10 protein-coding genes and 1 tRNA gene are annotated in these 12904 nt (G+C 72.4%); 5 read left to right on the top strand and 6 right to left on the bottom strand.

The genetic code is table 11. The annotated features are described in order from the left end of the window. Positions 1–7: 7 nt before the first annotated feature. Positions 8–1357, bottom strand: a complete 1350-nt coding sequence (locus HS045_RS23275; protein WP_196453815.1) for a hypothetical protein — start codon at positions 1355–1357, stop codon at positions 8–10. 93 nt (positions 1358–1450) lie between these two features. Here HS045_RS23275 and HS045_RS23270 point away from each other — a divergent pair, with 93 nt between their 5' ends. Further along, complete coding sequence (locus HS045_RS23270; RefSeq protein WP_196453523.1) at positions 1451–2083, top strand: DUF305 domain-containing protein; 633 nt, start codon at positions 1451–1453, stop codon at positions 2081–2083. A gap of 134 nt (positions 2084–2217) precedes the next feature. Here the strand turns inward: HS045_RS23270 and HS045_RS23265 are convergent, their stop codons facing one another. Then, the gene (locus HS045_RS23265) at positions 2218–2634 is read right to left on the bottom strand and encodes an SsgA family sporulation/cell division regulator (RefSeq protein ID WP_068895435.1); all 417 of its coding nucleotides are present in this window, start codon (positions 2632–2634) and stop codon (positions 2218–2220) included. Positions 2635–3100: 466 nt separating this feature from the next. Between HS045_RS23265 and HS045_RS23260 the strand changes: the two genes are divergently transcribed. Continuing rightward, positions 3101–3172 (top strand) — tRNA-Val (locus tag HS045_RS23260). 807 nt (positions 3173–3979) lie between these two features. Then, entirely contained in the window at positions 3980–4438 is a 459-nt protein-coding gene (locus HS045_RS23255; RefSeq protein ID WP_196453522.1) for a DoxX family protein, read from the top strand. A 175-nt stretch (positions 4439–4613) separates the two neighbouring features. On the opposite strand, the gene HS045_RS23250 is transcribed toward HS045_RS23255, so the two are convergent. Beyond that, a complete protein-coding gene (locus tag HS045_RS23250) occupies positions 4614–6122 on the bottom strand; it encodes an alpha-N-arabinofuranosidase (protein WP_196453521.1) in 1509 nt (502 codons plus the stop codon). Positions 6123–6325: 203 nt separating this feature from the next. Continuing rightward, complete coding sequence (locus tag HS045_RS23245) at positions 6326–7900, bottom strand: alpha-amylase family protein (protein ID WP_196453520.1); 1575 nt, start codon at positions 7898–7900, stop codon at positions 6326–6328. 201 nt (positions 7901–8101) lie between these two features. Between HS045_RS23245 and HS045_RS23240 the strand changes: the two genes are divergently transcribed. Continuing rightward, entirely contained in the window at positions 8102–8998 is an 897-nt protein-coding gene (locus HS045_RS23240) for a TIGR03564 family F420-dependent LLM class oxidoreductase (RefSeq protein ID WP_196453519.1), read from the top strand. Between the two features lie 146 nt (positions 8999–9144). On the opposite strand, the gene HS045_RS23235 is transcribed toward HS045_RS23240, so the two are convergent. Then, positions 9145–9759, bottom strand: coding sequence for a hypothetical protein (locus HS045_RS23235; protein ID WP_196453518.1), 615 nt, complete (start codon positions 9757–9759; stop codon positions 9145–9147). A gap of 3 nt (positions 9760–9762) precedes the next feature. Further along, entirely contained in the window at positions 9763–10740 is a 978-nt protein-coding gene (gene dapD, locus HS045_RS23230) for a 2,3,4,5-tetrahydropyridine-2,6-dicarboxylate N-succinyltransferase (protein WP_196453517.1), read from the bottom strand. A 158-nt stretch (positions 10741–10898) separates the two neighbouring features. Between dapD and thrS the strand changes: the two genes are divergently transcribed. Then, positions 10899–12866 (top strand): threonine--tRNA ligase, encoded by a 1968-nt coding sequence (gene thrS / locus HS045_RS23225; RefSeq protein WP_196453516.1) that lies wholly within the window; start codon positions 10899–10901, stop codon positions 12864–12866. Positions 12867–12904: the final 38 nt, after the last annotated feature.

Genomic DNA, 12904 nt, shown 5'->3' with positions numbered 1-12904 from the left:
CCGAGCTCTAGTAGGACGTCTGGGTCTGCGGGTTCAGCTCCTTCAGGGACGCCTTCTTCGCCGGGTCGGTCAGCGGGTCGTCGATCCGCAGCACGTCCAGGCCCTTGGTGATGTCGCTGGAGTAGATGTGGCCGTTGTAGTAATAGGCCGACCAGGAGCCGCCGAGGGCGCTGACCGGGCCGCGCTCGAAGAAGCCGATCTCCCGGGGGTTCGCCGAGTCGGTGAAGTCCCAGACGGACACCCCGCCCTGGTACCACGACTGGACCATGACGTCCTTGCCGGGGATCGGGAGCAGGTTGCCGTTGTGGGCGACGCAGTTCTCCCCGGGCTGCTGCTCCCGGGGGATCTTGAAGTAGGCGCGCCGGGTGAGGGTGCGGTCCGCGCCCAGGTCGTAGACGGCGCTGGCGCCCTTGGTCCGGGGGGTCTCGCGATCGCAGGTGGCGCCCGCCCCGCCGCCCAGCTCGTCACCGAAGACGAGCTTCGTGGCGTCGTTGTTGAAGGTGGCCGAGTGCCAGATGGAGAAGTTCTCCTCGTCGCTCACGTGCTGGAGCACCTTGGGCTTCACCCGGTCGGAGATGTCCAGCAGGATGCCGTCGCCGAAGCAGGCCGCGGCGGCCAGGTCCTTCTCCGGATAGGCCGTGATGTCGTGGCAGCCGCCGATCTCCGCCTCGCCGCCGGGATCGGAGATCTCCGGCTTGGCGATCACCTTGGCCGCCGCGGGGTCGCCGACGGGCACCTCGACGATCGAGAAGATGTTATGCGGGGCCGGGCAGGTGGCCGAGCCCGGTTCCGGACCGGGGGAGGAGACGTAGAGGTAGACCGTCTCGGCGTTCTCCCCCGGCACGAGGGTGTGGGTGTGCGAACCGCAGGCGGTGCTGACGGCCGAGACGAACGTCGGATGGGCCTTGTCGGAGACGTCGAAGATGCGGATGCCCTCCCAGCCCGCGCCCTCCTGCCCGCCGGGGGCGGCGTCGCACTCCGGGCCGCCGCGCGGGGTGTCCACGGACAGGAAGAGCAGGTCACCCGCTATCGAGACGTCGTTCTGCTCGCCCGGGCAGAGCACCCGGCTGACCACGGACGGCTTGGCCGGGTCGGAGATGTCGAACACGGTGAAGCCGTCGTAGTTGCCGGTGAACACGTGGTCGCCCTGGAAGGCCAGGTCGGTGCCCCAGGACTGGGGGCCGTCGAGGGGCGGCTGCGGCGGCATGTTGGCGACGTGGGTGACGTTGGCGCTGTGCAGCACGTCTCCGGCGTCGTCCGCCGCCGAGGCCGCCGCCGACGGGGCGCCGGAGTCCGCGGCGGACGACGGCGCCGTGCCGGGGTCCGGCGGCTCGGAATCCACGCCGCAGCCCGCCATCACGAGCATCGCCGCCAGCGCGAACGCCACGGTTGATCGCACAGTGCCCCCATTGATTCGAATGTTTACCGCATTATTGATGTTATGGGGATTATGTGCCGATCGAGTCTCGTCCTGGTCGCGGTCATGGGGGCGGCGACCGTGACGGGGTGCGCGGCGCCCCGGCCGGAAGCGGGATCACCGCTGGTGGCGGGCACCGGCGCGCCGGTCATCGTGCCGGGCGGTCCCGGGGACGCCGGCCGTACGGCGACGCCGGGCGAGCGGCTGGGGGAGTCCGAGGCCCGGGTGGGCGCGGCGGACGTGCGGTTCGCCGAAGGCATGATCCCGCACCACCGCCAGGCGCTGGAGATGGCGGAGCTGGTCCCGGCGCGGTCGTCGGCGCGGGAGGTGCGCACGCTCGCGGAGCGGATCGCGGCGGCGCAGCGGCCGGAGATCGCGGCCATGGCCTCGTGGCTGGAGTCGGCCGGCCGCCCCCAGGACGGTCACGGCGGGCACGAGGACCACACCGTCACCCCGGAGGAGATGAACCGGCTCAGGACGGCCAGGGGCGCGGCCTTCGACGAGCTCTTCCTGACCCTGATGATCCGTCACCACGAGGCCGCGGTGACGATGGCGTCGCGGCAGCTGCGGACCGGCACGGACCGGGCCATGATCGCCATGGCGGGCGACGTCGTCTCCGGCCAGGGCATCGAGATCGCCCGGATGCGCGGGATGCTCGGACGCTGACGCCTTCCCGGCCTGAAGGCGGGGGATTCGGTCCATGCCGCGGAACGCGGCGCCTCTGCGGCTTCCTGTGCAGCCGCCGGACCGGCTTGCCCGGTGGTCCCGGGCGCCGTGCCGGGGACGGCGGAGCCGGGCGGTCAGGAGCTCCAGAGCATGTTGCTGAGCTCGGAGTCGAGGTTCATGAAGTCGGTCTCCCGGCCCGCGGGGACCAGCTCGTAGGTCCGGTGCAGGAACTCGGTGAGCGGGGCCAGCGGGACCTCGAACAGGGCCTGGCCGAACGGCGAGGTGAGGCTGATGTGCAGGGTCCGCTCCCCGTCGGCGCGGGCGGGCCACACCTGGACGTCGCCGTCGCCGACCCGGCGCACGATGCCGACGGTCAGCAGCTCGCGGGCGAAGATCCACTCCACGGGCTCGTCGTTGCCCACGTGGAAGGCCATCCGGATGGCGTACGGATCGTCGGCCGTGTAGCTCAGTCCGGCGAGCAGGGGGACGGTGCTACGGTCGGGGACCACAAGCCGAAGGCCCAGCTCGGCAGAGACGGTGGTGCTGTTCATCGTCAGCCAAACCTTTTCGTCGTCGGTCCCCTCTGCGGGGCTATCACTGCTGTGACGGGCTTCGTCCATGGCTATGACGCGCAACGACGGAGCCCGTAGGAAAGATTCCGCCTCCGGGCCCTTCTGTAACGCACATCACAGTGCGACATTTGGGCATCAGCCTGGCCAAACGTCATCAACCGCGTCATATTTCCAAGGGTTTTGCGCATCGTTTCCATCACGGTCGACTCCCCTGGAGGGGCGTCCTGGGCGAAGGGGTCCAGCTCGGGTCGTACGGTACTTCTGTGGATCAGGATGATGGTATGACACCGTAGCCCCCCACCGGGGTCATCCGCGGACCTTTGCCTTCCGAGGTTCCGTCCTCGTGCCGTCACTTCCAAGATCATGTCGTCGTGCACGTCGTTTCGCCACCGGTCCCGGATTGATGTATGGTTTTCCACGTCGGCGCCGCGAGGGGCCGCAGGGCGGGCGATTAGCTCAGCGGGAGAGCGCTTCGTTCACACCGAAGAGGTCACTGGTTCGATCCCAGTATCGCCCACACAGGTAAGACGCAGGTCAAGGCCCGTCGGTTGACAGCAACCGGCGGGCCTTCGCGCTGAGTCGGGAGATCTTCTCCGGTGCGCCCCCGCCGTCGAAAGAGCGGCGACATGCGGCCGTGCCGGAACTCCGGGGCCTCCGCTCCTCGGGATCGCGACCGGGACGCGGGAGAGCGCCGTTCCCCTGGCGCTCGTCGCCGTCGGTCGTTCGGGCGGCCTTCGGCGAGCTCGGGAACGGCTGCGGGACGGGAGTGCCCACCGCTGTGTCCATTGATGTCCATCGCTGTGTCCACCGTCGTGTCCACCGCCGGATCGGACGCTGACGGGGACTGTCGGGGCTGCGGGCCGGGCCGCTTTCGGAACGTGCCGTTCCCTTGCGGCCGCCGGCGGGCGGAAACGCCGTCATGCCTCCGAAATTTTCGCGGCCGTCCGAATGGTGAGATGTGCGGGAAACTTTCATTGGATATGGGGACGGGGAATCGACTGAATTGCCGTTCGCATTCCGGTGAAATGGCAGCTTGGCGACGTAAGTCCAGGTGGGCGGGGGTGGTGGTCCGCTGTCTCCGTCCAGGGGAGGCCGTGCGGGTGGTTGACACGAGGTGGCCGGGCTCGCAGCCTTTGATGAGTTCCGTTGGATCTGGAATGGCGGGCCGGGTGCGCTGAGAAGAACCGTTTGAACGGCCGGACCGACGCTTTCGGTGTGGTGGGTCTCCGATCCGATGATGATCTCCCCGGCACGTTCGGAAGCCCGGATCCACCCGGGCGCGGGGACGACGGGTACCGGCCGCCACGAGACAAGAGGTGATCCCATGAAGCTCGACCGGTTCTCCGAACCCGTGCTCTCGCTCTTCCGCGCCGTGACGGGCCTGCTGTTCCTGTGCCACGGGCTGGCGTCGATGTTCGGTGTCCTGGGCGGCAACCGCGGCACCGGCCAGGCCGTCGCGTTCGGCGTCTGGCCGGGGTGGTGGGCGGCGCTCGTCCAGTTGGTCTTCGGGGCCCTCGTGTGCGCCGGGCTCCTCACCCGCCTCAGCGCGCTGATCTGCTCCGGCTCGATGGCGTACGCCTACTTCGTGGTGCACCAGCCCGACCACCTCCTGCCGCTGCTCAACGGCGGAGAGCTCGCGGCGCTGTTCTGCTGGTCCTTCTTCCTCGTCGCGGTGCTCGGTCCGGGGCCGTGGGCGCTCGACGCGCTCCTGCGCCGCGACCGCGGGGAGGCGGCGGCGCATCCGCCGGTGGCGGTGGTCCAGGTGAACGCCGAGCGCGCCTGAGGATCCGGCCGCGGCCGGACCCTCGCCCGGCCGCGTTCCCGGCCGCACGGGCCCCGCGCGGAGTTCCCGGCCGCACGGGCCCCGCGCGGACGCCGCCCGTGCGGACCGGTGCACTGCGGGCGGATCGGGCGGGCGGGACGCGTCGCCGGGACCCCGCGCGGCCGACCTACGGGACTCAGGCGCCGGGCAGGCGGATCATGGTCCAGGAGACGGCGGGCAGCACCGCGCGCAGCGTGCCGCCGTCCGCGGTGACGCCGGTGAGCGGCCGGGGGGCGACCCGGTCCGGGTCGTCGGCGGTGTTGCGGGCGTAGACGTCGGGGCCCGACAGGGTGACGGCCGTCGGCGGCGCCGCCGTGCCGAGGCTGCGGGCGTCCACGGTCAGTTCGAGCGGTTCGCTCACCGAGCGGTTGACCGCGAACAGGACCGTCTCCCCGGTCTCGGGGTCCCGGGTGGCCACCGCGTCGAGCAGGGGGACCTCGCCGTACTTGGCGGTCTCGTGGACGGGGGAGACCGGTTCGACGCGCAGGACGTCGCCGCGGGCGTGCGCCGCGGTGAGCGCGAACGGGTGGAAGGTGGTCTGCCGCCAGGCCCGGCCGCCCGGCTCGGTCATGATCGGGGCGATCACGTTGACCAGCTGGGCCAGGGAGGCGGCGGTCACCCGGTCGCTGTGGCGGAGCAGCGAGATCAGCAGGCCGCCCAGGACCACGGCGTCAGCCAGGTGGTAGTGGTCCTCCAGCAGCGGCGGCGCGACCGGCCAGTCCGCGGGCGGCTCGGCGTTCAGGTAGCGGGACAGGTACCAGACGTTCCACTCGTCGAACGAGACGTTGATCCGCTTCGTGGCGCCCAGCCGCGCCCGGACGCTGTCGGCGGTGGCCGTCACCGACTCCACGAAGTGGTCCATGTCGACGGCCGAGGCCAGGAAGCTGGCCAGGTCGCCGTCGTGCTCCTCGTAGTAGGCGTGGCAGGAGACGTAGTCGACCACGTCGTAGGCCTCCTCCAGCACGGTGGCCTCCCACGTGCCGAAGGTCGGCATGGACGAGCCGGAGCTGCCGCAGGCCACCAGCTCCAGGTCGCGGTCGAGCATGCGCATCGCGCGGCCGGTCGCCGCGGCGAGCCTGCCGTACTCGCGGGCCGTCTTGTGGCCGATCTGCCAGGGGCCGTCCATCTCGTTGCCCAGGCACCACATGCGGATCGCGTGGGGCTCCGCGGCGCCGTTGGCGCGGCGCAGGTCCGACCAGTGGGTGCCGGATTCCACGTTGCAGTACTCCAGCAGGTCGAGCGCCTCCTGGATGCCCCGGGTGCCGAGGTTGACGGCCATCATCGGCTCCACCCCGGCCTTGCGCGACCAGCGCACGAACTCGTCCAGGCCGACGTGGTTGGGCTCGGTGCTGTGCCAGGCCAGGTCGAGCCGCCGGGGGCGGTCCTCCACCGGCCCGATGCCGTCCTCCCAGCGGTAGCCGGAGACGAAGTTGCCGCCCGGGTAGCGGACGGTCGTCACCCCCAGCTCCCGGGTGAGCTCCAGCACGTCGCGGCGGAAGCCGTCCTCGTCGGCGGTGGCGTGGCCGGGTTCGTGGATGCCGGTGTAGACGCACCGGCCGAGGTGTTCGACGAACGCGCCGAAGGTACGGCGGTGCACCGGTGCGATGCGGAAGGCCGGATCGAGCGTGACGTGTGCCTGCTGCACGGAGACTGCTCCCTGTCGGTGCCGTGGTGGGCGGCCCCGGGCCCGCGGCCGGTTCGGTGACCGACGCGGGCGGCGTGGGCCGGTGCCGCCTGATTGTTAGCGTTATCACCAGGAGCGGTCAAGAGATGGATCCGGCGGGGCCGGACGGATCGGCGGCCTCCGGCCACCGGGCGGGCGGGCCGTACGGCGAGGGCCGGGGCGGGTCAGCGTCCGCCGAGGATCGTCCAGCCGTGGGCCGGGACGAGGGCGGGGTCTCCCGGTGAGGACGGGCCGCCGGACGACTCGAGGACGGTGAGCCCTCCGGTCCCGCCGGGCAGGGCCCCGATGGAGGCTCCGGCGGAGTCGTCGGCGGAGGCCCCGGTGGAGGCCCCGGTGGAAGTCCCGGTGGAAGTCCCGGTGGAGGCCCCGGTGGAGGCCCCGGTGGAGGATCCCGTGAAGGTCTCCGGAGGGAAGCGGTAGGGCTCGTCGCCGAGGTTGAGCAGGGTGAGGAGCCGCCGGCCCGAGCCGGCCGGGTCGGCGGAGAGCAGCGCCGCGGTCCGGTTGGCCAGGTGCGGCAGGGTGGTGCGGGCGCCGGTCAGCCACGGATGGCGGCGGCGGAGTCCGATCAGCCGCTGGTGCAGCCGGTAGACGGGCCACCCGGCGCCGGGCAGTTCCTCCGGGCGGTCCGGGAAGGCGGGGCGGACCGCGTCGTCCCCGCCCGCCCGGTCCTCCTTGACCCCCCGCAGGCCCTGCTCGTCGCCGTAGTAGACGCTGGGCACGCCGCCGACGGTGAACAGCACGGCCAGCGCGTGGCCGAGGTGGCGGGCGTCGTCCAGGCGGCTGGCCAGGCGGGTCACGTCGTGGTTGCCGACGAAGGTCAGGGGCGCGAAGGCGCCGAGCAGCCCGCTGTGGCGTTCCAGGGTCCAGGCCAGCTCGTAGAGGTTCCCATCGTTGATCGAGCTCCAGATCGCCTTCCACAGCTCGTACTGGGTGACGGAGTCCAGGCCGCTCTCCCGGACGTATCCGGCGTAGTCGCCGTGGATGACCTCGCCGACGAACCAGGCGCCGGGGTGCAGCGGCCGGACGCGGTCCAGCGCCTGGCGCCAGAAGCGCGGCGGCACCGCGTAGGCGGCGTCCAGCCGCCAGCCGGACGCGCCCCGGCCGAGCCAGTGGTCCATGACGCGCACGACGTGGTCGAGCACCGCGGGCTCGTCGTGGTCCAGGGCCACCAGGTGGTGGTGGCCCTCGAAGGTGGCGTGGCCCGCCCCGTCCGGCGCCCGGCGGAACCACGCCGCCGCGGCGGGGTCGGCGCCGGCCCGCCGGAACGCCTCGAAGCCCCGGCCGACGTGGTTGAAGACGCCGTCCAGGACGACGTGCAGGCCCCGCGCGCGGGCGGCGGAGACGAGCCGGTCGAAGTCGGCGTCGTCGCCGAGCCGCGGATCGATCCGGAAGTGGTCGACGGTGTCGTACCCGTGGGTCTCCGAGGCGAAGACCGGCCCCAGCTGGAGACCGGAGCAGCCCAGCTCCACGGCGTAGTCCAGCCAGGCCTCCAGGTGCCGCAGCCGGTGCCGGACCGGGGCCCCGTCCGGGAACGCGGCCGGAAGCGCGTCGGCGGCCCCGTCCGGGAACGCGGCCGGAAGCGCGTCGGCGGCCCCGTCCGGGAACGCGGCCGGAAGCGCGTCGGCGGCCCCGTCCGGGAGCGCGGCCGGGAACGTGCCCGGGAGCGCGGCCGGTTCGGCGCCGGTGAACCCGAGCGGGTACACCTGCCACCAGATCGCGTGCTCGGCCCACGGCGCCATGGTCGTCCTCCCTGCCGGCGGTCACCTGATTCTCGCAGTGACCCCCGCCCCGGACGCCACCCGTGCCCCGTCCGCGCGCCCGCATGCCGCCGGGTGCGGTCGGCGGGAGAGGAGTGGAGCGTTCCATCCGGAACAACCTTCGGTTCATGACGGAAGGCGTCCTACACTGGCCCGAATCATCCAGAATGGAGTTCGGTAGCGATGCGAATCGGCCTGTTCATCAATGAGCCCACGTCCCCCGACGCGCTCGGGAAGCTGCGGGAGAGGATCGCCCGCGGGGCCGATGAGGGCTTCACCTCGGCATGGGTCTCCCACATCTTCGGACTCGACGCGCTCACCGCCCTGGCCGTGGCCGGCGCCGCGGTGCCGGGGATCGAGCTCGGCACCGCCGTCGTGCCGACCTACCCCCGCCACCCCGCCGCGCTGGCCCAGCAGGCGCTCACGGTCAACGCCGCCCTGGACGGCCGCCTGACCCTGGGCATCGGGCTCTCCCACCAGGTCGTGGTCGAGGGCATGTTCGGCTACGGCTACGACAGGCCCGCCCGGCACATGCGCGAGTACCTGTCGGTGCTGATGCCGCTGGCACGGGGGGAGAACGTGACCTTCGAAGGGGAGACGATCACCGCCCGGATCGGCCTGAGCACGCCCGGCGCGGGGGACATGCCGGTCCTCATCGCCGCGCTGGCCCCGCGCATGCTCAAGCTGGCCGGCGAGGTCGCCGACGGCACCGTGCTCTGGATGACCGGCCCCAGGACCGTCGCCGAGCACATCGCCCCCGCCGTCACCGAGGCGGCCCGGGCCGCCGGCCGCCCCGCGCCGCGGATCGTCTGCGCGCTGCCCGTCTGCGTCACCGACGACGTCGAGGCCGCGCGGGCCAGGGCGGCCGAGGTGTTCGCCGTCTACGGGCAGCTGCCGTCCTATCGGGCGGTGCTCGACCGGGAGGGCGCGGCCGGCCCGGCCGACGTGGCGATCGTCGGCGACGAGGAGACCGTCGCCGCCCGGATCGAGGCGCTCGCCGCGGCCGGGGTCACCGACTTCGCCGCCGCCGAGTTCACCTCCGACGGCCGGACCCGGAAGTTCCTCAAGACCCTCCTTTGACGGCCCGGCCCGGCATCGCCCGCCCCGCGCGGCGCGGCGCCGTGCCGCGCCGTGCCGGGCGGTCCGCCGCGATGCGGCGCGGGGCCGTACGGCGCATCCCCGCAAGGGGGCGCGCCGACCGGCGCCGGAACCCGCGGGCGCGGCGGTCAGAGGCCGAACGCGGCCAGGGTCGCCCAGGCCGAACCGCCGCCGGTGACCACCCCGGCGGCGACCTGGGCCAGGGTGTGGTGCCGCAGCCGCACCCGCGCCCAGCAGATCACCGCCACGACCGGCGCGCCCACCGCCAGGGCCGGTACGGCGGGCAGCGTGTGGGCGAGCACCACCACGGTGCCCGCCGACACGGCCGCGTGGAAGGAGATCTTCCAGCGGAGGGTGATCGGGACCGTCAGGGCGAGGGCGGCCAGCATCGCGGCCACCGTGGCGACCAGCAGCGGCGGCCCGTCCAGGGAGGCCAGCAGCACCAGGGCGACGACCACCGCGACCATCGCCACCAGCAGCGGGGTGGTCCGGCTCGCCCGGTCGACCAGGTGGTGGGAGTCCAGCCGCCCGGAGCGCACCCCGGCCAGGATCACCCCGGCCGGGACGCCGCCGCACAGCAGCGAGGCCATCAGCCCCCACGCGGCGCCCGGCCAGCCGCCGGTGGCCAGGCCGACCACCGGTGGGAGGCCGATGACCAGCGCCTGGGGCGAGAAGAGGTCGGTCACCCACCGGGCGACGGTCGCGCCGGGCCGGGAGTCCGGCGCCGTTCCCTGGCCTGCCACGGGTCAGTCGTTGGCGTGCAGGATGCTGTTGAGCTCGACCCCGGTGCCCTCGCGGGGGACGACCTCGACGGCGCCGGTGGTGGAGTTGCGGCGGAACAGCAGCCCGGAGGCGCCCGAGAACTCGGCGGCCTTGACGACCGCGCCGTCGGGGAGCGTGACCTTGGTCCCGGCCGTGACGTAGAGACCGGCCTCCACCACCACGTCGTCGCCCAGGGAGATGCCGATGCCGCTGTTGGCGCCGAGCAGGCAGCGCCGCCCGACGGAGATGACCTGCTTGCCGCCGCCGGACAGGGTGCCCATGATCGAGGCGCCGCCGCCGACGTCGGAACCGTCGCCGACGACGACCCCGGCCGAGATGCGCCCCTCCACCATGGAGGTGCCCAGGGTCCCGGCGTTGAAGTTGACGAACCCCTCGTGCATCACCGTCGTGCCGGCGGCCAGGTGCGCGCCGAGCCGGACGCGGTCGGCCTCGGCGATCCGGACGCCGGACGGCACCACGTAGTCGACCATCCGCGGGAACTTGTCGACGCCGTAGACGGTCACCTGGCCGCGGGCGCGCAGCCGGAGCCGCACCTCCTCGAAGCCCTCGACCGCGCAGGGGCCGTGGTTGGTCCACACGACGTTGCTCAGCAGGCCGAAGACGCCGTCGAGGTTCTGCCCGTGCGGCGCGACCAGGCGCGCGGAGAGCAGGTGCAGGCGCAGGTAGGCGTCGTGCGCGTCGGCGGGCGGCTCCGACAGCTCGGCGATCCCGGTCTCCACGGCGACCACCTCCACGCCGCGGTCGGCGTCGGGGCCGAGCAGCGCGGCGGCGGCCGGGCCGAGGGCCTCGGCGGCCTCCTGCGCGGTCAGCCGCCGGGTGCCCGGTGCGGAGGGCTCGCCCAGCCGGGGGGAGGGGAACCAGGTGTCGAGCACGGTCCCGTCCGGGGTGATGGTCGCGATGCCGACGCCGTGGGCGCCGGAAGTCTGAGCTGCTGCGTTCACAGCGACCAAGACTAATTGATGCCCCCGGGACAGGCCGCCGACGGGCTCGCCGACGGCGGCGCCCCGCCTCCCGGCGGAGGACGCGGCGGAACGCCCGGGATTTCGCGTCGCCGCCACCGGTAGCATCGGTTTTCTGACCACTCATCGAAGGAGCAACCGTGTCTGCCGTGCCAGAACTTCGCATCACCCTCGCCGGAGCCGAGCGTGTGGTGGCCGGGGGCACGACGTACGGCGACGTCCTCGGCGCCGACGGCCGTTCCGTGGTCGCCGCCCGGGCGAACGGCGAGCTGAAGGACCTCGCGGCGGCCGTGGCCGACGGCGACGTGATCGAGCCCGTCGAGGCCGGCAGCGCCGACGGCCGGGCGATCATCCGCCACTCCGCCGCGCACGTCATGGCCCAGGCCGTCCAGGAGATCTTCCCCGAGGCGAGGCTCGGCATCGGCCCGCCGGTCGAGAACGGCTTCTACTACGATTTCGACGTCGCCACCGCGTTCACCCCCGAGGACCTCAAGCGCGTCGAGAAGCGCATGCGCGAGATCGTCAAGCAGGGGCAGCTGTTCTCCCGCCGCCCCGTCTCCGACGAGGACGCGCGCACCGAGCTCGCCGCCGAGCCGTACAAGCTGGAGCTGATCGGCCTCAAGGGCGGCGCGGCCGACGAGGAGAGCGTCGAGGTCGGGGCGGGCCAGCTGACCATCTACGACAACCTCGACGCCAAGACCGGCGAGCTGTGCTGGAAGGACCTGTGCCGCGGCCCGCACGTGCCGAGCACCCGGTCCATCCCGGCGTTCAAGCTGATGCGCTCCGGCGGCGCCTACTGGCGGGGCAGCGAGAAGAACCCGCAGCTGCAGCGGATCTACGGCACCGCCTGGGAGTCGCGCGAGAAGCAGGACGAGTACCTCCACCTGCTGGAGGAGGCCGAGAAGCGCGACCACCGCAAGCTCGGCGCCGAGCTCGACCTGTTCTCCTTCCCCGACGAGCTGGGATCCGGTCTGCCGGTCTTCCACCCCAAGGGCGGCGTGATCCGCAAGCTCATGGAGGACTACTCCCGGCGCAGGCACACCGAGGCGGGCTACTCCTTCGTCAACACCCCGCACATCACCAAGGAGAACCTCTACCAGACCTCCGGCCACCTCGACTGGTACGCCGACGGCATGTTCCCGCCCATGGAGCTGGAGGGCGCGAGGTACTACCTCAAGCCGATGAACTGCCCGATGCACAACCTGATCTTCAGGGCGCGCGGGCGGTCCTACCGCGAGCTGCCGCTGCGCATGTTCGAGTTCGGCACGGTCTACCGCTACGAGAAGTCGGGCGTCGTGCACGGCCTGACCCGGGTGCGCGGCCTGACCCAGGACGACGCGCACATCTACTGCACCCGCGAGCAGATGCGCGACGAGCTGGCCTCGCTGCTGCGCTTCGTGCTCGACCTGCTGCGCGACTACGGCCTGAGCGACTTCTACCTGGAGCTGTCCACCAAGAACCCGGAGAAGTCCATCGGGGACGACGCGACCTGGCAGGAGGCCACCGAGACGCTGCGCGAGGTCGCCGAGTCGGAGAACCTCGAACTCGTCCTCGACCCGGGCGGCGCGGCGTTCTACGGGCCGAAGATCTCCGTGCAGGCGCGTGACGCGATCGGCCGCTCCTGGCAGATGTCGACCATCCAGCTCGACTTCATGCTGCCCGAGCGCTTCGAGCTGGAGTACCAGGCGTCGGACGGCTCACGGCAGCGGCCCGTCATGATCCACCGGGCGCTGTTCGGTTCGATCGAGCGCTTCTTCGGCGTCCTGGTCGAGCACTACGCGGGCGCGTTCCCCCCCTGGCTCGCCCCGGTCCAGGTCGTCGGCATCCCGATCGCCGAGGCCCACGCGCCCTACCTGCAGGACGTGGCGAAGAAGGCGCGGGAGCGGGGCGTCCGGATCGAGGTGGACGCCTCCGACGACCGCATGCAGAAGAAGATCCGCAACGCGCAGAAGGCCAAGGTGCCGTTCATGCTGCTGGCGGGCGACGAGGACATCGCCAACGGCGCGGTCTCCTTCCGCTTCCGCAACGGCGAGCAGAAGAACGGCGTCCCGGTCGACCAGGCGATCGACGAGATCGTCGCCGCGATCGAGAACCGCGTCCAGGTCTGACCTCTTCCACGCGGGCCGGGCTCACGTGAGCCCGGCCC

Source organism: Planomonospora sp. ID82291, assembly GCF_015711645.1.
In the GTDB taxonomy this organism is placed as follows: Bacteria; Actinomycetota; Actinomycetes; order Streptosporangiales; family Streptosporangiaceae; genus Planomonospora.
The sequence above is the reverse complement of the archived record's forward strand: the minus strand, read 5'-3'. Positions and strand labels throughout refer to the sequence as shown.

Excerpts from the sequence above, each read along its gene's own strand:
- HS045_RS23275 (WP_196453815.1), bottom strand. The coding sequence starts at position 1,357 with ATGGCGGGCTGCGGCGTGGATTCCGAGCCGCCGGACCCCGGCACGGCG.
- HS045_RS23270 (WP_196453523.1), top strand. The coding sequence starts at position 1,451 with ATGTGCCGATCGAGTCTCGTCCTGGTCGCGGTCATGGGGGCGGCGACC.
- HS045_RS23265 (WP_068895435.1), bottom strand. The coding sequence starts at position 2,634 with ATGAACAGCACCACCGTCTCTGCCGAGCTGGGCCTTCGGCTTGTGGTC.
- HS045_RS23255 (WP_196453522.1), top strand. The coding sequence starts at position 3,980 with ATGAAGCTCGACCGGTTCTCCGAACCCGTGCTCTCGCTCTTCCGCGCC.
- HS045_RS23245 (WP_196453520.1), bottom strand. The coding sequence starts at position 7,900 with ATGGCGCCGTGGGCCGAGCACGCGATCTGGTGGCAGGTGTACCCGCTC.
- HS045_RS23240 (WP_196453519.1), top strand. The coding sequence starts at position 8,102 with ATGCGAATCGGCCTGTTCATCAATGAGCCCACGTCCCCCGACGCGCTC.